Raw genomic sequence first — 21,155 nt, forward strand, 5'->3', positions numbered from 1 at the left:
TATGTCCTCCTAATGCCTCGCTCAGCGCGAGCGAGTCGAGTGCGATGCCTCATCCTGCGTTGCTGCGAGGCCATACGCAATGGCCAGCAGGCGCAGCGGGTGGGTCGGCATCGTTTTCGCGTCATCGCTCAACCCCGATTCGATCTGGTGCCCCGCCATGGGGCAATCGCTCGCGTAGTAGTCGGCTTTGGCCTGCTCTACCTTGCGGATCACCGGTTTCGCGATCTTCATCGACTGTTGGCGGTATTCCTTCTTCACGCCGTAGGTGCCGTCGTGGCCCGAGCAACGCTCGATCGGATCGACCTGCGTGTCCGGCACCAGGGCCAGCACGTCGCGGGTCTTCAAGCCGATGTTCTGCACGCGCAGGTGGCAAGCCACGTGGTAGGAGATGTTACCTAGAGAGTTCTTGAAGTCGGTGTTCAGGGCGCCGCCCTTGTGGCGGAGCATGAGGTACTCGAAGGGGTCGAAGAAGGCATCGCGCACCTTCGCCACCTGGTCGTCCTCCGGGAACAGCAGGGGGAGCTCTTGCTTGAACATGAGCACGCACGAGGGCACGGGACCCACGAGGTCGTAGCCCTCGTCCACCAACGCTGCCAGCACGGGGATGTTGGCCTCGCGCGCCTTGTCGATCGATTCGAGATCGCCCAGCTCGAGCTTCGGCATGCCGCAGCAGCGCTCCTTGGGCGTCAATGTCACCTCGATGCCGTTGTGCTCGAACACCTTGATCAGGTCGAGGCCTAGATCGGGCTCGTTGCGATTGCCGTAACAGGTGCCGAACAGGGCGACCCGGCCCGTGGTGCCGTTGACCGCCTGCGGCTCGCGAACGCTCGAAGCTCGCTTGCCTACCTGTGCGCGCAGGGACTTGCTGTGGTACTTCGGCACGGGCGCGTCCTTGGCGACGCCGAGGGCGCTCTCGAGCACGCTTCGCCCGAACCCCGTGCTATTGATTGCATTAACCGCCTGAGCGACGACCGGGATCCCGGCGATTGCGCCGACCTTGTCCGTCGCGCTCAGGATCTTGTCCCGCGCTTGCGGGCGACCCTCCTGAAAGGCCTTCGACTTCGCGCGCAGCATCAGATGGGGGAAGTCGATATTGAATTCGTGGGGCGGCACGTAGGGACACTTGGAGAGGTAGCACATGTCACACAGGTAACAGTGCTCGGCCACATCCCAGTAGGTCTTCCGCTCCAGGCCATCCACCTCCATGGTGTGGCTCTCGTCGATCGCATCGAACAGCAGCGGGAAGGCGTGGCACAGGCTGAAGCAACGGCGGCAGCCGTGGCACACGTCGAACACGCGTTCCATCTCGGCGTAGAGCGCGTCCTCGTCGTGGAACGTGGGACTTTTCCAATCGATCGGGTGACGGATCGGGGCGTCGACGCTCCCCTCGCGGGGTGTCTTGGGAGGGGTGGAGCTCATGGACGGCTTGCCTCGCAGGGCCTTTGACACGGATGGGGTCCGCGGGCGGCGCCTTCGCCACCGCACCGGCGTTGGAATCGAGCCGGCGTTCGACGCTGAGGCGCCGAACGCCGTAGCCCGTTGCGATACGCCCGTTAGGTGAGGCGTAACGCGGAGCGCGACCGCGTCACTCCATCGTGTCGAGCGCCTTCTGGAAGCGATTGGCGTGAGAGCGCTCGGCCTTGGCCAGGGTCTCGAACCAGTCAGCGATCTCGTCGAAGCCCTCTTCGCGCGCCGACTTCGCCATGCCCGGGTACATATCGGTGTACTCGTGGGTCTCGCCCGCGATCGCGGACTCGAGGTTCAGGGCCGTGCCGCCCATGGGCTTGCCCGTGGCCGGATCACCGACGGCTTCCAGGTACTCCAGGTGACCGTGGGCGTGGCCCGTCTCACCCTCTGCGGTGGAGCGAAACACGGCAGCGATGTCGTTGTAGCCCTCCACGTCGGCCTTCGATGCGAAGTACAGGTAGCGGCGGTTGGCCTGCGACTCGCCCGCGAAGGCGTCCTTCAGATTTTGCTCAGTCTTGCTGCCCTTCAGTTCCATACGTCGTCTCTCCTGGCTGGCGTGATGTCACGTCACGATACTAGATTCGGTCTAAGTCGCGACGCAAGGCGGTACCAATGGGCCCGCGTGGCCGCGTTGCTGGATTCTGACATAGTCCCTATCATTCGCGGCAACGCGGCGGCGGTGGTTGCTTTTCACCGCCGAAAACGCCCGCGATCAGGCGCACAGATCAACGACACCAACCCTCGGAACGAACGTGACCGACGCTGATTCCAAAGCAAAATCTGCCGCTCAACCGGACTTCGAGCGCTCCCTGGAAGAGCTCGAGACCCTGGTCGCCCGCATGGAGAAGGGCGACCTCTCCCTGGAGGACTCGCTAGCGCAGTTCGAGCGCGGCATCGCCCTCACCCGTAGCTGCCAGCAGGCCCTGCGGGAAGCCGAGCAGAAGATCGACGCCCTGGCCGGTCCGGACGGCGAGAGCCTCACCCCCTTCGGCGAGCGCCAGGAGTAGGACGCGAGATGGACCCGCACCAGCGAATGGCGGCCTACCAGGCCCGCGTCGAAGCCGCGCTCAGCGATCGCCTGCCACCGGAGGACCAGATCCCGCGCCGGCTACACGAGGCCATGCGCTACGTGGCCCTCGGCGGCGGCAAACGGGTGCGCCCGCTGCTGGTCTATTTCACCGGAGAGGTGCTGGACCTCGACCCTGCGGTGCTGGACGCCCCCGCCTGCGCGATCGAGTTGATTCACGCCTACTCACTGGTGCACGACGACCTGCCGGCGATGGACGACGACGACATGCGCCGCGGCAGGCCCACCTGCCACATCGCCTACGACGAAGCCACGGCCATCCTGGTGGGCGACGCCCTGCAGGTGCTGGCCTTCGAGATCCTGGGGACCGATCCCACCCTCCAGCGCGACACAGACACACGCCTGGCGATGATCAACCTGCTCTCCACGGCCGCGGGCCCCTCCGGCATGGCCGGCGGCCAGGCGATCGACGTCGAAAACACGGGCAAGCCCATGTCCCGCGACGAGCTCGCCTTCATGCATCGGCTGAAGACGGGCGCCCTGATCCGCGCCTCCGTCCTGCTCGCCGCCCACTGCCGCACGGACCTCTCGCCGGAGCGTCGCGCTGCCCTGGAGCGCTTCTCCGAACTCGCCGGGCACGCCTTCCAGGTGCAGGACGATATCCTGGACGTGGAGGGTGAAGCGGAGCGCCTCGGCAAGACCCCGGGCGCCGACGAGGCCCGCCACAAGCCCACCTACCCGAGCATCGTCGGCCTGGACGAGGCCAAGCGCATCGCTCGCGAGCTGTATCAGTCCTCGCTCGATGCCCTGGCGGATTTCGGCGACAAGGCGGAACCCCTGCGCTGGCTGGCGGCCTACATCATCGAGCGTGACTACTAGGGAAGCTCTGCATAGGTCCGGTCGCCAGCCCCGGCGCCCTTGAAACGCCGCCCGAGCGCCCACATTTCTCCCTACTAACCGCGGCTTAGCGGTCTCCCCAGGCGCGGCATCGGTTGCCGGTCTGTCCTCGAAATGCCGCCCACGGGGGCTATACTGAGCCCAATGTGCACCCTTCTCGGCCCTCGGTACGAATAACGGGGCGGCACGGTGTGGTGCAGCTTAGCTTTCAAGGATTTCGACATATGAGCGCGACCAACGTCAGTCCCATCGATGACGTCCAGAACCATCCGGACACGCGGCGCATGCCGATCGACAAGGTGGGGATCAAGGACATCTTCCATCCCGTGCGGGTCATGGACCGATCCGGCGGCGAACAGAACACGGTAGCCAAGTTCAACATGTACGTGCGCCTGCCCCACAACTTCAAGGGCACGCACATGAGCCGCTTCGTCGAAATCCTGAGCATGTACGAGAAGGAGATCTCCGTACACAACTTCGGCGATATGCTCGAGCAGATGGCGGACCGCCTGGAGGCGAAGACCGGCCATATCGAGATGAGCTTCCCCTACTTCGTGATGAAAAAGGCGCCGAAGTCCGGCGTCGAAAGCCTCATGGACTACGAGGCGAGCCTCATCGGCGAGATCCACGAGGGTAAGGTCAATACCAAAGTGAAGGTGGTGGTGCCCGTCACGAGCCTGTGCCCCTGCTCAAAGGGCATCTCGGACTACGGCGCCCACAACCAGCGCTCGCACATCACCATCACGGCGCGTATCGACGGCTTCGTGTGGATCGAAGAGCTGATCGACATGGCCGAGAAGGAAGCGTCCTGCGAGCTCTTCGGCATCCTGAAACGCCCGGACGAGAAGTACGTGACGGAGCGTGCCTACGACAACCCGAAGTTCGTCGAGGACATCGTGCGCGACGTGGCCCTGCGCCTGAACGAGGACGATCGCATCCGCGGCTACGTGGTGGAGAGCGAGAACTTCGAGTCCATCCACAACCACTCGGCCTACGCACTGATCGAGTGCGACAAGGACGCCGAGACGGAAGACGCGTAAGCCCTAGCCCGCGTTAGCGAAGGACTCCGGCGGCGCCGTGGGATCGGCGCTCTCGCCGAGGGCCTTGCCCGACAGCTCCGCTTCCACGTTCTGCAGTCGCTCCACCAGCGAGCGTAGAAACACGCGCATGAAGCGCAGCTGGCAGGAGGAGCTCAGCTGTTCCAGGAGCGTCGAGCTCACCTGCAGGAGGGTGACCTCGCCGTCCGCTTGAATCGTCGCCGTGCGTCGCGCGCGGCGCACGTAGCTCGACTCGCCGAAGCAGTCTCCGCGCGAGAGCTTGCCGAGCGCATGACCGCCGCGATGCACCTTCACCGTGCCCTTGATGAGCACGTAGAAGCGATCGTCGAGCTGGCCTTCGCGCACGATCTCCTCGTCGGCTTCGTACTCGCGCCACTCGCCCGCCTGCAACACCTCCCAGATCTCCGATGCCTGGAAGTCGTGGAAGAAGCGTAGCTGACGCAGGAGTTCGAAGCGCCCCTGCTCGGTCACCCGCATGGCGACGCTGTTGCGGCTCAGCTCTTGGTTGGCCCGCGTGAGATCCGCGGCCATCTCCAAGCCGTTGCGGTAGCGCTGCTCGGGATCCTTGTGCAGGGCGCGCATCACTACGTGCTCCAGCGACTCGGGAATGTCGTCGCGAATCAGGTGCAGGGGCTGCGGCGTGCGATAGACGATCAGGTGCAGGAGCTTCGCGAGGTTATCGGCCTTGAAAGGTCGCTGCCCCGTGAGCAGCTCGTACATGACCACGCCCAGGGAGTACAGATCCGACCTCGGCGTCACCGGCTGCGAGCGCACCTGCTCCGGCGACATGTAGCTCGGGCTGCCGGCGATGCCCTCGATCTGCGACCCCTCGGACTGTTCCACCAGGGCGATACCGAAATCGATGATGCGCACGTCGCGATCCGGCGTGAGCATGATGTTGCTGGGCTTGATGTCGCGGTGGACGACGCCGCGGTTGTGGGCGTAGTGCAGTGCCTTGGCGCACTTGAAGGCGATCTCGATCACATCGCCCTTGCGCAGGAGGTTCTCCTCCTTGCAGAAGCGGGCCAGGGTACGAGCGCCCTGCACGTGCTCCATGACCACGTAGTAGCTGTTGTCGTGCTCACCGGCATCGTAGAGGGGCAGGATGTTCGCGTGCTGCAAGCGACCAACCATGTTGGCCTCGTTGAAGAACATCTTGCGGGCCACGCGGGCGTCGCTGTCCGAACTGTTAACGCCGTGATAGACCTTGATGGCCACATCACGCCCGTAGAACATGTCGTGTGACAGGTAGACGGTGCCGGTGCTCCCCCGCCCCACCTTCTTGATGATCGGGTACTTCCCGATCCGCTCGGGCGCGTTGTGGACAGGCTTATCGGTGTCGCTCATGGCTATCACAGGAAGGCGCCGAGACGACCCACGGCGTGCAGGCTGAGGGCGGCGAAGAGCGCCGCTACGATGTCGTCCAGCATAATTCCCACCCCTCCACGCAGTCCGTGATCCATCGCTCGGATCGGCCAGGGCTTGATGATGTCAAAAGCCCGAAAGGCCCCGAACGCCGCGCCCCACCAGACCGCGCTCTCCGGCACCAACGAACAGGTGAGATAGCAGCCGACGATCTCATCCCACACGATGCCTGGATGATCGTGTACGCCCAGGCGCTCGGACGAGCGTCGGCAAATCGCGACACCCGCCACCAGACCGATGGCACTGACCAGCAAATGCCCCGCGAGCCCCAGCCCCAGGCCCTCGGCGAGCACGAAGGCCGCCAGCCCCACCACGGATCCGACCGTGCCAGGCGCAACCGGCGAGTAGCCCGTGCCGAAGCCGAAGGCGAGCAAGTGCTCCGGGTGGCGCCAGAACTCCTGCCAGCTGGGCCGTGGCAGTGTTCGCTTACTCGACCCCGTCATGCGTGAAAGTGCCGATAGCCGGCCGTGGACAACGCCACCGCGCACCCGTCGCGGGTCACGCTCGCCCCTGGCCCCAAGGCGCCGTCGACCTCGACCACCTCGCCGATCACACTGAGGGGGCAGGCCGCGTCCGATGCGATCGCAACGAGCGCTGGTTCACACTCCCGCGGCAGGGTGAATAGCAGTTCGTAGTCATCACCGCCGGTGAGGGCGAAGTGCTCCGCGCCATCCCGCCCATGGCCCTGCACCAGCGCCTCGCTCACGGGCAGGCTACGAGCTTCGATAACAAGACGCGCCCCGCTCGCCTCGGCCAGCTTCTGCCCATCCGCCAGCAATCCGTCGGAGACGTCGATCGCCGACGTAGCGACGCCGAGCAGGCGCTGACCGCAGGCCACTCGAGGCGCGGGAAAGGCAAAGCGTTGCTGTAGCGTGCGTGCATGGGCGCTGGTGTCGCCTTCGCGCAGCGACGCCAAGCCCGCGGCGGCGTCCCCCGGGGTGCCGCTCACGGCGAGCAGGTCGCCGGCACGAGCCCCCGAACGGGTCAGCGCCACCGCCCCTGGCGCAAGCCACCCCACCACCGTGACGGTCACCGTGAGCACTTCGCTGCGGGTCGTGTCGCCACCGATGATCGCCACCCCGTGGGCGTGGGCGAGGGCCCCGAAGGCCTCTGCAAAGGCGGCCAACCATTTCGACTCGGCTCTCGGCAGGGACAGGGCGATCAGCGCGTACGCGGGCGTCGCCCCCATGGCGGCGAGGTCACTGAGGTTCACCCCGAGGGCTCGATGGCCGATCGCCGCAGGGTCCGTTTCGGGCGGAAAATGCACGCCGCTGACGATCGTGTCGGTGGCGATCGCCGCGAGGTGATCAGGGGGCGGTGCGACCAGCGCGGCGTCGTCGCCCACGCCGAGGCGCACCTCGGGGCGTTCGACGCCGGCCGAGGCGAAGAAGCGTTCGATGAGCGCGAACTCGTCCATGCCCTATCACCCTTGCGCGCGCACCGTGCGCGCCAGCGGGCAGTGTAACGAGTTGTTCGGCGGACTGTCGGCGCCGATCGGCGCTCAGGCTTGCAGGGTCTGGTAGATGAGCTGCTTGACGGTGTCGGCTTCGAAGGGCTTGTCGCAGACGGCGGATACGCCGGACTGCTGGATCGCGGACAGGCGCGAGGAGTTGCTCTCACTGGTAACCATGAGGATCGGCGTATCGTTGTCGCCGATCTCATCGCGTATGCAGTTGGTCAGTTCCAAGCCGTCCATCTCGGGCATGTTGTAGTCCGTGACGATCAGATCGAACTCGCGATGGTAGAGCATCGTGGCCGCTTCCTTACCGTCCTTAGCGAACTCCAGCGTGGTGATACCGAGGGACTTCAGCACCTTGGCGATGTGCAGGCGCGCGTACGCCACATCGTCCACCACGAGCACGCGCAGGTGCGCAGGATCCCCGTACTCGAGATCCATCTCGTCCGGATTGAGGAAGTGCAGCGTGTTGAGCAGGGCGCGGCGAATGGCCGGCGCCGTGAACGGCTTCGGCAAGATGGCGATCACGCCGGCCTGACGGATCGGGTCGAGGTGCTTGAAGCGCTCCTCGCTGGACACCAGCATGAAGGGCGTGTCGCACAGGTCGTCGGAGTCGCGCAGCGTGATAATCAGATCGGTCGCCGTCATGTCCGGCAGGTACATGGAGCTGATCACCAGTCGAAAGCCGCCGGCGCGTAGCATCTCCAGCGCCTGGGCACCGGACTCCGCCTCCTGGATGTCACTGATGTCATTAGTTTCGAGGTGGCGGCGCATGGCAGCGCGCTGGGAAGCCGAAGGTTCGACGACGAGGACGTTCAAATCCTCTAGGTTCAGCTGGATAACGGACACGAAGACTCCTCAGATCGTCAGGCTCACCTAAGGGTTATCGTCCGACTCCCGAGAGACTGAAGCGTCGCGCCGTGAGGGTGCGGTCAGCGTGATAGCTCAGCGAGCGCGCTCGACCTTGCGCAGGGTGAGCGATGCCTTGTCTAACAAGGCGTTGACGAACTTGTGGCCGTCTTCCCCGCCGAATTCGTGCGCCAGTTCCAGCGCCTCGTTTAACACCACGCGATAGGGGGTCTCGATCCGCTCGCGCAACTCGTAGAGGCCGATCAGCAGCACAGCATGCTCGATGGGATCGAGTTGGTCGACCGGTCGGTCGGCCCGCTCCTCGATCATCTCATCGAGCGCCTCGCGGTGCGTTTCCACGCCCATCAGCACCTCACGAAACAGCTCCTCGTCCACCCGATCGAGACCCGGAAAATCCGAGAACTGGGCGATGAGGTCTCGCGCGTGATCGCCGGTCAGAAACTGCTGATACAAGGCCTGGCAGGCCGCACGCCTGGCGAGCGAACGGGCACTCGCCCGGCGCTTGCGCGGGCGCCGGGGTGCCTTTTGGCCCGCCGCCTTGTCGTTACCGGCGTCGAGCGATGGTGATGAGGGGTCCTCGCCCATTCGATCAGCCGTCCAGCTGGCGCAGAAGCCCCAGCGTCTCGAGCGCGGCGAGGGACGCCTCGGCCCCCTTGTTGCCCGCCTTGGCGCCGGCGCGTTCGATCGCCTGATCCAGCGTGTCCACGGTGAGCACGCCGAAGCCCACGGGCACCCCCGTATCCAGAGCCACGCGCGAGAGACCGCTGGCGCACTCCCCGGCCACGTAGTCGAAGTGCGGCGTGGCGCCGCGGATCACCGTGCCCAGGGCGACGAGCATGTCGAAGCGGCCGCTACGGGCCGCTTTGCTGGCGGCGATCGGCAGTTCGTACGCACCCGGCACCATCAGCAGGGTGATGTCGTTGCTGGCGACACCGGCCTGGGTGAGCGCCCCCACGGCACCGCGCGTGAGCCGGTCGACGATAAAGTCGTTCCAACGGGTGGCGAGCACGCCGACGCGCACGCCGCTGCCATTCAAGGCCCCTTCCAAAGTCTCGATCGTCGGCCCATTCATCCGTCTACGTACTCCACCACTTCCAATCCGAACCCGGACAAGCCGTGCATGCGCTTAGGCGCGCTCAGCACGCGCATGCGCGAGACGCCGAGATCGCGCAACACCTGAGCCCCCACGCCGTACTTGCGCAGCTCCGAGCTCACCTCGCCCGTGCCCTGGTGTGGTCGCTCACTGCCCTGCAGGCGCTCGATCAGCACCCGCGGATCATCGCGTTCGCGCAGGATCAGCACGACCCCACTGCCCTCCTCGGCGATGCGCTTCATCGCTGCCCGCAGGGGCCAGCCCAGGGAGGGCCAGGTGACGCCGACCACATCGCTCAAGGTCTCGTGCACGTGCACGCGCACCAGCGTGGGATCTGCGCTCCTCACATCGCCCTTGACCAACGCGAGATGGACGTTGCGCGCCACATGATCCTCATAGCAGTGCAACGTGAAGTCACCGAATTCCGTAGGTACGGTGTGGGTGGCGATGCACTCGACCGACTGCTCGTTGCGCAAGCGGTAGGCGATGAGGTCGGCAATGGTGCCGATCTTCAGCTTGTGCTCGTGGGCGAAGGCCTCGAGATCCGGACGGCGCGCCATGCTGCCGTCCTCGCGCAGCACCTCCACGATCACCGCTGCCGGCTCGGCTCCCGCGAGGCGGGCGAGGTCGCAGCCCGCCTCCGTGTGGCCGGCGCGGGTCAGCACGCCGCCGGGCTGGGCCATCAGCGGGAAGATGTGCCCGGGCTGGGTGAGGTCGGCCGGGCCCGCGTCGGGCGCCACCGCCGCCAGCACCGTGCGGGCTCGGTCATGGGCCGAGATGCCGGTGGTCACCCCTTCCGCCGCCTCGATGGACACGGTGAAGTTGGTGCGCTGCTCCGAATCCGTCTCGCTCACCATCAGGGGCAGGCGCAGCTGCTCGCAGCGCTCTCGGGTGAGGGTGAGGCATATCAGGCCGCGGCCGTAGCGCGCCATGAAGTTGATGTCTTCCGGGCGTACGTGGGAGGCGAGCATCACCAGGTCGCCCTCGTTCTCGCGGTCCTCGTCATCGAGCATCACGACCATCCGGCCGGCGCGAAGCTCGGCGAGGATGGTCTCGATGTCCGCCAGGGGGCTGCCCGCGCTGCCGCGCTCCGGGAGGGAGGTGATGTTGCTACTGCTGCTGTCTGTCATGGCATTGCCGTGCTCATCGCAATCGATATCCGTCTATTCTACTGCGGTCCGGTCGGGGGCGCCGGTTCGGCGGCGATTCACTCGCCGTCGCGGGCGGCCAGCTGTCGGGCCACATAGCGGGCCAGGACATCGGCTTCCAGATTCACGCGACGGCCCACCGCGTACTGGGCCATGGCCGTGACTTCCCAGGTGTGGGGGATGATGTTCACCCCGAAGGCCCCCGCCTCCACCTCGTTCACGGTCAAACTCACCCCGTCCATGCAGACCGAGCCCTTGGGCGCCACCAGCGGGGCCAGGACGGTCGGCAGGGAGATACGCAGGCGCTGAGAGCGAGCCTCCGGGGTGATCGAGAGCACCTCGGCGATGGCGTCCACGTGGCCGGTGACCAGATGCCCCCCGAGCACATCGCCGGCCCGCAAGGAGGGCTCGAGATTGACCAAGGCGCCGGCCGTGAGGTCCCCGAGAGTCGTCTTCTCCAGGGTCTCGCGGGAGACATCGAAGGCCAGGCGCAGGCCGTCCATGTGGACCACCGTGAGGCAGGCGCCGCTGATCGAGATGCTGTCGCCGAGGCCTACCGGGGTCGGCGGCGTCCAACCGGTCGCGTCGATGGTCAGGCGCACGTCGCCGCCCACTTCCTCCAGGGCCTCGACCCCGGCGGTCGCCTGAATCAGTCCAGTAAACATCGCGTTCGCCTTCCTAGTCGTCGTTTGCCTGCCGCCGCTGCGGGGTCGCCACGATACGCAAGTCATCGCCGATGCGCTCGACATGCTGCCACTGCAGGGAAATGCGCTGGTCCATGCGGGCCAGGCCCGGCACGCTCCAGGCGCCGAGCGTCTGCGTGCCCATCAGGTGGGGCGCCACGTAGAGCAACACCTCGTCGACCAGATCGGACCCCAGCAGCGATCCGTTCAGGCGGGCGCCAGCCTCCACCATGAGCTCGTTGACGCCGCGCTCTGCAAGTTCGTCCAGGACGGCGGATAGATTCAATCCTGAGCCATCCGCGTTGGCCGGGACGGCGTGCAGTTCCACCCCTTCGCGTTCGCCGAAGGCCGCACGCGCGTCTTCGGCGATGTCCGTGTCGTGGATGAGTAGGGTCTGACCGCCGTCATTGAGCAGGGTGGCGCGCGGTGGCGTGCGCAGCTGCGGATCCACCACGACGCGCAGGGGGTGGCGCCAGGGCGGTGTGGGGGTAGCCTCGCGGACGGTGAAGGACGGATCGTCCGCGACCACCGTGCCAACGCCGGTGAGGATGGCCCCAACGTTGGCTCGGCACCGGTGCACATCGCGGCGCGAGGCCGCGCCGGATATCCAACGGCTCTCACCGCTGCGCATGGCGGTGGCGCCGTCCAGGCTCGTCGCCACCTTGACCGTGACGAAGGGTCGCCCCCGCTCCAGCCGGCTCAGAAAGCCTCGCGCCACCTGGCGAGCCTGGTCCGCCATCAGGCCGACCTCCACCTCTACCCCCGCGGCGCGAAGCTGCTGGATGCCGGTGCCATCCACCTGCGGATTCGGATCCTCGACGGCCACCACCACCCGCCCGATGCCGACCGCCAGCAGCGCCTGGCTGCAGGGCGGTGTGCGACCGAAGTGGGCACAGGGCTCGAGGGTCACATAGGCGGTGGCACCTGCCAGTGCATCGTCGTGGCCGGCCGCGCGCGCCGCGGCGATCGCCCGCACCTCGGCGTGGCCCTCGCCAGCCTGCGCATGCCAGCCTTCACCGAGCACGGCGCCGGCCGCGTTCGCGATCACGCACCCGACGCGGGGATTAGGTTCACAAGCGTTGGTGCCCCGCGCCGCCAAGCGCACGGCGGCAGTCATCAGCTGCCTATCGATACCGTTCACTGACGGGAGCGTCGTGTGCGACGGCCCTTTCCGGGACTCGGCGTGACCGTGGCGCGGGAGGCATCGGGCAGCAGGGACATCTGCTCCTCCGCCTCGTTGTTGGGTTCGTCTTCGGCCTCGAGTTTCTCCAGCTCCTCCCGGAATGCGGAGATGTCCTCGAAGCTGCGGTACACGGAGGCGAAACGCACGTAGGCCACCTGATCCAGGCGCTTCAGTTCGTTCATCACGAGCTCACCGACCAGACGGGAGGGCACCTCACGTTCGCCCGTGGCCAGCAGGGCGTGCTTGATCCGCTCGAGCGCATCCTCCACCGCATCCTCCCCTACGGGCCGCTTCTGCAGCGACATGCTGATCCCTCGGCGCAGCTTCGCGTCGTCGAAGGGTTGGCGCTTGCCGTCGGTCTTGATGAGGTGGGGCATCACCAGCTGCGGGGCTTCGAAGGTGGTGAAGCGTTCTCCGCAACGCGAGCAGACGCGGCGACGGCGCACCTGGGCGCCTTCGCCCGCCAAGCGCGAATCGGTGACGCGGGTCTCCTCGTGGCCGCAGAACGGACAGTGCATGGCTCGCCTCCCTCGGGCGCGCAGCGCGCTCGATCGGTGCGTAGTGTAGCGCGTATGCCGCCAATCCCCGCCGACCGGCGCCCGCGCAAGCCGCGGCTCGCACTCTCCGCCCCTTACGCGCCGGCGTCCTGGCGCATGATGCCTGCGAATGCCAGCCGGGTCTGAGCTTCGATGGACTTTGGGGGCTCGCCATCGCCGACCAGCCTCAGGAGCATCGTCAGCTGCGTGTCGACGTAGCGGCCTGCGAGATCCGCGCTGATGCCGTGACTAAGGTCACCACGACGCTTGGCGGCCTTCATCCACGCGGTCAGCGTCTCGAGTTGGGTCTGCCTCATCGCCACGATCTGCGCACTCGCCTGAGGCCCGAGGGGCTGCAGGGTGGTGCGAGCCTTGGCGAACAGGCAACCGGCGGGGAGGGGCGTATTCGGTGTGGCCATCCAGCGCGCCAGCATGGTGAGCGCATCCGCCAAGGGCTGATCCTGGCAGAGCTTCACCAACAGGGGAGCGATGCGCACGGCGTAGTAGCGCTCGAGGGCTGCCGCCAGCAGACCGTCGTCGCCGCCGAACTCACGGTACAGGCCGGGCTTTGAGACGCCGATCGACTCGCAAAGCTCGTTGACCGAGAGCGCGCCAGGCCCCTTCTCCCAAAGGAGCGTCATCGCGGTGTCGACGACTTCCGCGCGGTCGAAGGCCTTGGGCCTGCCTCGTCCACGCTTGCCATTCGAGTCTGCTGCCATCGGGATAAAGCCACACGGAAATCGCCAACATCGTACCTCACGGTTCAATATTCAGCCTAGCGCATGTATATTAAATACCGTTCGGTACGAAAATATTGGCGAACGGCAGCGCTCCAGCGCGCTCGCACCCACGACAAACCAGGACTGGCCCATGCTTGCAGAACACCAACTCCCCAATCACACCTCGCTCACGCTCCTCGCACGCTTGCTGTTCACGTCGCTGTTTCTGCTTTCCGGCGTCACCCACTTCTCGAATGTGCCGGGCTACGTCGCCCTCATGCACGAGTCGATCGCGTACCGTGAGCTCTGGGTGCTCGTCTCCGGCGCCGTCGAGCTGGCCGGGGCGGGGATGATCCTCTTCAACTGGCGCCCCCGTCTTGGCGCGTGGCTGCTCATCATCTTCCTCCTGCCGGTGACGATCGTCGTACACGGCTACGAGATGCTGCACGCCGATGGCGAGGCGATGCGCGTGGTGCAGCGAGCCTCGTTCGTCAAGGGCTTCGCGCTGGTCGGCGCCGCCCTGCTGATGACGCAGATCGGTGTCACCCATCGATCCCTCGAACCATCATCGAACTGAACTGGGTAGCCTTGCCAATCTCCCGGCCCCGGCGGGACACTGGGCGCCGACCGTCTCGTCGCGCCATCTCACAGGTACGTCTTCCGTGTTGCGCACTGCCCTCCTCCTGGCCCTCGCCGTCGCGGGCACGGCACAGGCTGACTACGACTACTTCACCGCCAACCGCGCCCTGATCCGCAACGGCGTCCAAGCCGTGCTCACTTGCAGCGGCTTGTTCACCTCGCAGCGCAGCCTCGCGCAGGTGTTCGCGCAGGAACTGGCCTACCTGGGGGAGCGCACCTTGGGCGATGCGCAGGGCGGCCCCTACGAAGTGCACAGCGATGAGCAGGCGGTGACCGTAGGCGGCGCCCCCCATGGTCCGGCCGTCACCGCCGCGTTCCGCGAGGGCGTGGGGTGTGTGGTCATGGCCCCGGACATGGGGTTGGACGCCATCCCCACGCTCCCCGAGCTGCGCTTGCCCTACCCCCACGAAGACCCGGCCACCACGCCCTGGCCGCGCGGCGACCTCCTCGCCAACCCGCTGACGCCCGATGCCGATGTGGATGCCCAAGCCCTGGCCGCCGCCGCTCAGTGGGCCTTCGAACGGGACACGGAGGAGCAGGACACGATCAGCCTGCTCGTAGTACATCGGGGCCGGCCCATCCTGGAGCGCTACGCGGAGGGGTTCGACCGCACGACGCGAACGCGCACCTGGTCCACGGCCAAGAGCATCGCCGTCACCTTGATCGGGATGCAGGTGGATGCCGGCGCCATGGCCCTCGACGAGAGCTTAGGTCTCGACTGGCTGCCACAGATCCCCGCGCCGAAGAGCCTGCGCACGGCCCCAGCGCCAGACCCGCGCCAGGCCATCACCCTGCGCCATGTGTTGAACATGTCGAGCGGCCTGTACCCGGTGGACAGCTTCGGGCTGGAGTACGCCACCGGCTCTGGCCTCGCCTATTGGGCGGGAGCCAGCTCCGTGAAGGGTGCGCGCGACCGCGGCCTCGTGCGCGCACCGGGCACCCATTGGGACTACGAGAACTACGACACCCTCCTCGCCGTGCACGCCTTCAAGCAGAGCCTTCCCGACGAGCAGGCGTACCTCGAGTTCCCGCGCCGTCGCCTGCTCGACAAGTTGGGGATGCGCAGCACCTTGCTGTCGGTCGATCGCTTCGGCGACTTCATCCTCAGCAGTCAGGTGTACACGAACGCGCGAGACCTTGCTCGCTTCGGCCTGCTCTATCTGCAGAACGGTGTCTGGGAGGGCGAGCGACTGATCTCGCAGGCGTGGATCGACTTCGTGCGCATACCGGCGCCGGCCACCGAGGTCAGGGGCAACGACTACGGTGGGCAATGGTGGCTGGTGCCGGATGCTCGCAAGGAGGAAGTACCGGCCGATGCCTACAGCACGGCGGGCAACCGCGGCCAGTACGTCATCGTCGTGCCCAGCCACGACGTGGTGATCGTCCGCCGGGGCTTGGACTACGGCCGCCAGGGATTCGACCGCTGGGACCTGACGAGGGAAGTGCTGGAAGCGATCCCCGCGGCGAGCGCCGCCCAGCGGGCAGCAGCCGCACGACTCACGGCGCCATGAGCCTCTCGCTCAGCTACCCGACACGATAGGAAGAGAACCGGCACCCGAACCAGGACGCCCGAGGCAGAATGCCTCCAAAGGCGCTGGCGCGAAGGCGCTGCCATCGAAGGCGTCCAGCGCAGATCCGACGCCCATCTCGGCAATCCGGGATGCGTAACGTGCCTGCACCGCATCGCGCACCTGCAGCCGTTGAGCGCGAACAGCACCTATCTCCGAGGCTAGGTCTTCGGTGATACCGTCTCCGCGCCCCTCGAACCCTGCGAGCAAGCGAGTGCGCTCCAGGTAGGTGAGGTACGCTGCGTGGGTTGTGTAGCGCTCGACTGCGCGACGCCAATGCTCGTCGTCGCCAGCCAACACGGCCTCGATGATCGCGATCCGCACGGCGACCCGACGCTCCGCCCCGCGGTTGGGCTCTTCGCCACTGAGGGTCGCCAAGCTGGCGCGAACAGCCGCCGTGTCGCCCGCGGCACAATCCAACTGCAGACGGAGTTCCTGCGCCACCAGCGAGTCCTCGCTGGCACGGCGCGCGTAGGCAAGCTCGGCATCCTCGTAACGCCCGATGTCGATGAGGATCTTCGCGATCTCCAACCACATGTCCACGCCTGCGAACTGCGGATGTGTCTCGACGACGTGATCATGCAGGGCTAACGCAAAGCCATACTCCCCGGCCAGCACCGCATAGCGCCCGAGCAAGATGTCCGCGTGCACCACCGCGGTGGTACCGCCACCGAAGACTTCCGACGCAATGGCCATCTGCTGCGCATTGGCTTCCACGCCCGCCGACGCAGCGCCCGCCGACAGGGCGTAGTAGGCGAAGTCCCGGTGCACGGCGTAGCGCCAGTAGCGATTGGATCCCGTGCGCATGGACGCCATCGCGCTGCCGACCATCGCCACCGCTTGCTCTCGGCGGCCATCGCGAAAGAGCAGGCCAGCGTAGTTGTTGCGATGAAAGGCCAGCCGCGGGTGGTTCGGCGAGATGCGCTCGATGATGTCGATGGACTCCTGGAACAGGGGCTCGGCTTCGGCGTAGCGCCGCTGGCGGGCGAGATCCAGGGCCAGGTTGTTGAGCTGCGCCGCCAGGGCTTGGGCCCCGCCGAGGTCACGAGCGATGGCGAGGGCCGTGCGCCGTTCCGCCTCCGCGGCTTCCCTGTCCTGGCGGCGCCGGGCGAGCGCGCCGCGCTGGTTGTGGTACTCCAGTAGCACCTCGGGGTCCGCCACCTCGTACTCGCGCAGGGCCCGCTCCACGCGCTGCAGACTCTGCGCCAGCGGCGCTTCCCGGCGCAGAGCATCGTACGCGCGGGCGCGCTCGAGCTCCGCCAGCACCCAGGCGGACGAGAACTCGGGGGAGGCCGGCTGCGTGGACAAGGCCTCCTCGAGTAAGGCGGCCGCCTCGCGGGGGGCGCCGGTGAGCACCAACGTTTCGCTCAGCAGATCGAGCGCCTGCAGCCGTCTCGGTCCGGGTTGGGCGATCTGCGCTGCCGCGGCGTGGGCGGCGCGTGCTGTCTCCAGGGCCTGGTCGTAGAGGCCCAGGCTGTTCTGAAGGCGCGTCAGCTCGGCGTACACCGTAAAGGCCAGGGAGGGGTCGCCATCCACCTGGCCGGCCACTCGATCGCGCCCGGCCACCACGGCGTCGGCAAGGGAGCCCTCCGCGTCGGATCCACCGAAGGGATCTGCCTGGCGAATAAAATCACTCAGCACCGCTTGGGCAGCGTCGCTTCGCCCGGCCTCTTCCCTCGCCTGCCGCGCAAGCCCCAAGGAGACGATGACCGCCGCCAGCATCAGCACTGCGGATCCCGCGACCACCGACGACAGCGCACGGTTGCGCCCGATGAAACGCTGCAGCAGGTACCAGGGAGACTGTCCTCGGGCCACCACCGCCCGTCCTGCCCGAAACCGCTGCACGTCTTCGCGCAGGGCCGTGACCGTGCTGTAGCGCTCGGCGGGCGCCTTGCGCAAGGCCACGTGGACGATCGCGTCCAGGTCGCGCGGTATGCCGGAGGCGTGCTGACTCGGGGGCGCCATCGCCTTCTCGCAGATGCTCGAGACGACATCGCTCAAGCCCATCTGGCTGACGTCGAAGGGCAGGCGTCCGGCGAGTAGCTCGTAGAGCAGCAGGCCCAACTGGTACACGTCGCTCGCCACGCCCACGGGGCCACCGTTCAACTGCTCCGGGCTCGCGTACTGCAGGGTCATGAGATTCATGCCGGTGCGCGTGACCTGCTCGCGCTGCCCTTCGTCCAGGAGTTTGGCGATGCCGAAGTCGAGCAGGCGCGGGTGGCCCGCCGTGTCCACGAGCACGTTGGACGGCTTGATGTCACGGTGGATGATCAGGTGGTCGTGGGCGTACTGCACCGCCTCGCACACCTCGACGAACAGGGCGAGCCGTGCGCCGACGCTGAGGCTTTGCGCCTCGCAATGGGCGACCAGCGATTGACCCTGCACGTACTCCATCGCGAAGTAGGGCCGCCCGTCGTCGGTGAGCCCGCCGTCGAGCAGTCGTGCGATTGCGGGGTGCTCGAGGCGAGCGAGCACCTGGCGCTCGACGAGAAAGCGCTGGTGCACCTCGCCACTCTCGACGCCGCGGCGGACCACCTTCAGCGCCACCTGCTGATCGAACTGCCCGTCGTCGCGATGGGCGAGGTAGACCACGCCCATGCCGCCGCGCCCGAGCTCGCGATCGACACGGAACGCCCCCACCCGCTGCGGTAGATCGGGTGACTCGGCATCCCGGGCAGCTTGCGAGGCGATCGATGCGAGGTCGACGTCCACGACGGGTGACACCGTGGCCTCGTCCTCGTGGGCGGACAGGAGCGAACGCAGCTCGTCCAGCACCCAGGCGGGCTCCTGGTCGAGGGACTTCAGATAGGCTTCGCGCGTGTCGGGGGACAGCGCCGTGGCGGCCTCGAAGAGGGCGCAGATGTGCTCCCAGTCCTGCGGGGTCATGGCGCGCGTCGAGCTTCCGAGGTGGCGGGGATGGGTGCCACCTTATCACCGCGTGCGCCGGCCACCGCGAACGAAAAAGGGCGGCCCCGCATCACGCGGGACCGCCCTTCTCTCAACCTACTCAGCTAGGCGCAGGCAGCGCTGCTCAGGCGCTCCGCTTGCGCGCGCCGAACAGGCGCAGGCCGAAGAGGGCCGAGCCCAGGAGCCAGACTGCTGCCGGCACCGGAATCACCGCCGCGCGCTCCCACTGACCGATGATGACCGCGCCGGCCAGGTCGTCTGCGCTGTCGGCGGGGAAGTACACGTCGCCGCTGAGTGCGCCGCCGAGCAGGGCGGTGTAGGCCAGCGCGTCGATCTCCCAGGTTGCAGACCCGGAGAAGGCCTGGGACCCGGTGACGAACTCGCTGTCGGGGTCATCGGTGTAGGACCACACGTTCAGGCCATCGCCGACGAAGCCGGTGGAGGTGAACAGCAGCGGCGAACCGTCCGAGGTGTTCTCGGCGCTGGTGAGGTCACCGCTGATCAGCGTGTCGAGGATCGATGCGTCGAACGGACCATCGAAGATCGACTCGAGGTAGATCCCCGTGGTGTCGCTGCCGGACGCGGTGATGTCGGAAGCACCCGACGTCGCGCTGATGGTGATCTGATTTTCGACACTGAGGTCGACGGTAAGGACCGTGACAGCGTGGGCTGGTACGGCCACCGCGGCTAATGCGGCAAGAACGATGAGTGGAGTCTTCTTCACGGGTTCTACCTCCCTTGTAGCGCCCCACCCGCGATGGCATCGCGGGCGTTTGGTTTTCTGCATCTTCGCCCAATCGACCCCGACCAGGTCCCCTGACCTGCGGGACGCGAACCGCCCGCCGGCCATCGTGGGCCCGAATCGATAGACCCAACAACGTTACGCCGTGGTCCGAAATACGTCAAAGGCATCCAAAGAAATCGCCCTGCCCCAGCATGGGGCATCACCTGCCCGAAGAATCGCTACCCTCGCCGGCCGGTCGTCGCCGCCGCCTGCTGCTTGCCGCCCGCCCAGGGCGTAAAGTAGCGATCCCAGTTCATCCCTCACGAGTACGCCATGACCACCATCCGCCAGGAGGACCTCATCCAGAGCGTCGCCGACGCCCTGCAGTTCATCTCCTACTACCATCCACTCGATTTCATTCGGGCGATGCGCGAGGCCTGGGAGCGGGAGGAGTCGCCGGCGGCCAAGGCCGCGCTCACCCAGGTGCTGGTCAATTCGCGCATGTGCGCCACGGGCAAGCGGCCGATCTGCCAGGACACGGGGATCGTCAACGTCTTCGTGAATGTGGGCATGGACGTGCGCTGGGACGCCGAGCTCTCCGTGGATGAGATGATCAACGAGGGCGTGCGCCGCGGCTATCAGCACCCGGACAACGTTTTGCGCGCCTCCGTGCTCAGCGATCCGGATGGGCTGCGCAGCAATACCGCCGACAACACCCCTGCCGTCGTCCACTACCAGGTGGTGCCCGGGGACAAGCTCGACATCGAGGTGGCCGCCAAGGGCGGGGGCAGCGAGGCCAAGGCGAAGTTCGCCATGCTCAACCCGTCGGACTCGGTGGTCGATTGGGTGCTCTCGGTGGTGCCGACCATGGGGGCGGGCTGGTGTCCGCCGGGCATCCTCGGCATCGGCATCGGCGGCACCCCCGAGAAGGCCATGCTGCTGGCCAAGTCGGCCATCATGGATCCGATCGACATCCACGAGCTGCAGGCCCGCGGCGCCAGCAACCGCGCCGAAGAACTGCGCTTGGAACTCTTCGACAGGGTGAACGCCCTCGGCATCGGCGCCCAGGGCCTCGGCGGCCTGACCACGGTGCTGGACGTGAAGGTCAAGGACCATCCCACCCACGCCGCCAACAAACCCGTGGCCGTCATCCCCAACTGCACTGCTACGCGCCACGTGCACTTCACTCTGGACGGCTCGGGCCCAGCCACCTTCACGCCCCCAGATCTCAGCGAGTGGCCGGACATCGCTTTCGAGATGGGCGAAGAGGTCCGCCGCGTGGACCTCGACACGCTCACCCGCGAACAGATGCACACCTGGAAGGCGGGGGAGACCCTGCTGCTCTCCGGCAAGCTCCTGACCGGCCGCGACGCGGCCCACAAGAAACTCGTGGATCTCATCGAGCGCGGGGAGCCCCTGCCCGTGGACTTCAAGGACCGGCTGATCTACTACGTGGGCCCCGTTGACCCGGTACGCGACGAGGTGGTCGGCCCCGCCGGCCCCACCACGGCGACCCGCATGGACAAGTTCACGCGCACGATGTTGGAAGAGACCGGCCTAATGGGAATGATCGGCAAGGCGGAGCGCGGCCCCGTCGCCATCGAAGCGATCCGCGACCACCAGGCCGTGTCCCTGATCGCCGTCGGCGGCGCGGCCTACCTCGTGTCCAAGGCCATCGTCGGATCCCGCGTGCTGGCGTTCCCTGAGATGGGCATGGAGGCCGTGGCGGAGTTCGATGTGCGGGACATGCCCGTG

Annotated in this window: 21 protein-coding genes; 6 read left to right on the forward strand and 15 right to left on the reverse strand. The window is 66.9% G+C overall.

Translation table 11 applies throughout. The annotated features are described in order from the left end of the window. Positions 1-21: 21 nt before the first annotated feature. Together AAF184_08660 and AAF184_08665 are read right to left on the reverse strand one after the other, a co-directional pair. Positions 22-1,419 carry a heterodisulfide reductase-related iron-sulfur binding cluster gene (locus AAF184_08660; GenBank protein ID MEO0422390.1) on the reverse strand — a complete coding sequence of 466 codons (1,398 nt, stop codon included), beginning with the start codon at positions 1,417-1,419 and terminating at the stop codon, positions 22-24. Positions 1,420-1,585: 166 nt separating this feature from the next. Then, positions 1,586-2,002 carry a rubrerythrin family protein gene (locus tag AAF184_08665; GenBank protein ID MEO0422391.1) on the reverse strand — a complete coding sequence of 139 codons (417 nt, stop codon included), beginning with the start codon at positions 2,000-2,002 and terminating at the stop codon, positions 1,586-1,588. A gap of 217 nt (positions 2,003-2,219) precedes the next feature. Between AAF184_08665 and AAF184_08670 the strand changes: the two genes are divergently transcribed. From AAF184_08670 to folE2, 3 genes are all read left to right on the forward strand, one after another. Continuing rightward, positions 2,220-2,474, forward strand: coding sequence for an exodeoxyribonuclease VII small subunit (locus AAF184_08670; GenBank protein ID MEO0422392.1), 255 nt, complete (start codon positions 2,220-2,222; stop codon positions 2,472-2,474). A gap of 8 nt (positions 2,475-2,482) precedes the next feature. Beyond that, positions 2,483-3,373 carry a farnesyl diphosphate synthase gene (locus AAF184_08675; GenBank protein ID MEO0422393.1) on the forward strand — a complete coding sequence of 297 codons (891 nt, stop codon included), beginning with the start codon at positions 2,483-2,485 and terminating at the stop codon, positions 3,371-3,373. A 242-nt stretch (positions 3,374-3,615) separates the two neighbouring features. After that, positions 3,616-4,431 carry a GTP cyclohydrolase FolE2 gene (gene folE2, locus AAF184_08680; protein MEO0422394.1) on the forward strand — a complete coding sequence of 272 codons (816 nt, stop codon included), beginning with the start codon at positions 3,616-3,618 and terminating at the stop codon, positions 4,429-4,431. Positions 4,432-4,434: 3 nt separating this feature from the next. Here folE2 and AAF184_08685 read toward each other — a convergent pair whose 3' ends face one another. The 11 genes from AAF184_08685 to AAF184_08735 all read right to left on the reverse strand — a co-directional run bounded on the left by AAF184_08685 (position 4,435) and on the right by AAF184_08735 (position 13,562). Further along, complete coding sequence (locus AAF184_08685) at positions 4,435-5,796, reverse strand: serine/threonine-protein kinase (GenBank protein MEO0422395.1); 1,362 nt, start codon at positions 5,794-5,796, stop codon at positions 4,435-4,437. A 5-nt stretch (positions 5,797-5,801) separates the two neighbouring features. Further along, complete coding sequence (locus tag AAF184_08690; GenBank protein ID MEO0422396.1) at positions 5,802-6,317, reverse strand: phosphatidylglycerophosphatase A; 516 nt, start codon at positions 6,315-6,317, stop codon at positions 5,802-5,804. Beyond that, on the reverse strand, positions 6,314-7,291 hold the full coding sequence (gene thiL / locus AAF184_08695) for a thiamine-phosphate kinase (protein MEO0422397.1): 978 nt from the start codon (positions 7,289-7,291) through the stop codon (positions 6,314-6,316). Before thiL ends, AAF184_08690 begins: the two co-directional genes overlap by 4 nt. Positions 7,292-7,375: 84 nt before the next feature. Then, a complete protein-coding gene (locus AAF184_08700; protein MEO0422398.1) occupies positions 7,376-8,179 on the reverse strand; it encodes a response regulator in 804 nt (267 codons plus the stop codon). A 96-nt stretch (positions 8,180-8,275) separates the two neighbouring features. Then, entirely contained in the window at positions 8,276-8,785 is a 510-nt protein-coding gene (gene nusB, locus AAF184_08705; GenBank protein ID MEO0422399.1) for a transcription antitermination factor NusB, read from the reverse strand. Between the two features lie 4 nt (positions 8,786-8,789). Further along, on the reverse strand, positions 8,790-9,272 hold the full coding sequence (ribE, locus tag AAF184_08710; GenBank protein ID MEO0422400.1) for a 6,7-dimethyl-8-ribityllumazine synthase: 483 nt from the start codon (positions 9,270-9,272) through the stop codon (positions 8,790-8,792). Continuing rightward, the gene (gene ribBA / locus AAF184_08715) at positions 9,269-10,423 is read right to left on the reverse strand and encodes a bifunctional 3,4-dihydroxy-2-butanone-4-phosphate synthase/GTP cyclohydrolase II (protein ID MEO0422401.1); all 1,155 of its coding nucleotides are present in this window, start codon (positions 10,421-10,423) and stop codon (positions 9,269-9,271) included. The genes ribE and ribBA overlap by 4 nt, the downstream gene beginning before the upstream one ends. 77 nt (positions 10,424-10,500) lie before the next feature. Then, positions 10,501-11,106 (reverse strand): riboflavin synthase, encoded by a 606-nt coding sequence (locus AAF184_08720; protein ID MEO0422402.1) that lies wholly within the window; start codon positions 11,104-11,106, stop codon positions 10,501-10,503. A 13-nt stretch (positions 11,107-11,119) separates the two neighbouring features. Continuing rightward, complete coding sequence (ribD, locus tag AAF184_08725) at positions 11,120-12,241, reverse strand: bifunctional diaminohydroxyphosphoribosylaminopyrimidine deaminase/5-amino-6-(5-phosphoribosylamino)uracil reductase RibD (GenBank protein ID MEO0422403.1); 1,122 nt, start codon at positions 12,239-12,241, stop codon at positions 11,120-11,122. Positions 12,242-12,261: 20 nt separating this feature from the next. Continuing rightward, entirely contained in the window at positions 12,262-12,825 is a 564-nt protein-coding gene (gene nrdR / locus AAF184_08730) for a transcriptional regulator NrdR (protein ID MEO0422404.1), read from the reverse strand. Positions 12,826-12,938: 113 nt separating this feature from the next. After that, positions 12,939-13,562 (reverse strand): TetR/AcrR family transcriptional regulator, encoded by a 624-nt coding sequence (locus tag AAF184_08735; GenBank protein MEO0422405.1) that lies wholly within the window; start codon positions 13,560-13,562, stop codon positions 12,939-12,941. A 151-nt stretch (positions 13,563-13,713) separates the two neighbouring features. On the opposite strand from AAF184_08735, the gene AAF184_08740 reads away from it, so the two are divergent. Continuing rightward, positions 13,714-14,139, forward strand: a complete 426-nt coding sequence (locus AAF184_08740) for a DoxX family membrane protein (GenBank protein ID MEO0422406.1) — start codon at positions 13,714-13,716, stop codon at positions 14,137-14,139. Positions 14,140-14,224: 85 nt separating this feature from the next. Next, positions 14,225-15,712: a serine hydrolase gene (locus tag AAF184_08745; GenBank protein ID MEO0422407.1), complete on the forward strand. Its 1,488-nt coding sequence runs from the start codon at positions 14,225-14,227 to the stop codon at positions 15,710-15,712. Between the two features lie 9 nt (positions 15,713-15,721). Here the strand turns inward: AAF184_08745 and AAF184_08750 are convergent, their stop codons facing one another. Both AAF184_08750 and AAF184_08755 read right to left on the reverse strand, forming a co-directional pair. Next, on the reverse strand, positions 15,722-18,655 hold the full coding sequence (locus tag AAF184_08750; GenBank protein ID MEO0422408.1) for a serine/threonine-protein kinase: 2,934 nt from the start codon (positions 18,653-18,655) through the stop codon (positions 15,722-15,724). A 145-nt stretch (positions 18,656-18,800) separates the two neighbouring features. Next, entirely contained in the window at positions 18,801-19,400 is a 600-nt protein-coding gene (locus tag AAF184_08755; GenBank protein ID MEO0422409.1) for a hypothetical protein, read from the reverse strand. Positions 19,401-19,733: 333 nt separating this feature from the next. On the opposite strand from AAF184_08755, the gene AAF184_08760 reads away from it, so the two are divergent. Beyond that, positions 19,734-21,155, forward strand: a 1,422-nt coding sequence (locus tag AAF184_08760) for a fumarate hydratase (protein MEO0422410.1), incomplete at its 3' end; no start/stop codon positions are given.

The sequence above is a fragment of the Pseudomonadota bacterium genome (assembly GCA_039815145.1).
Classification (GTDB): domain Bacteria; phylum Pseudomonadota; class Gammaproteobacteria; order Steroidobacterales; family JBCBZW01; genus JBCBZW01.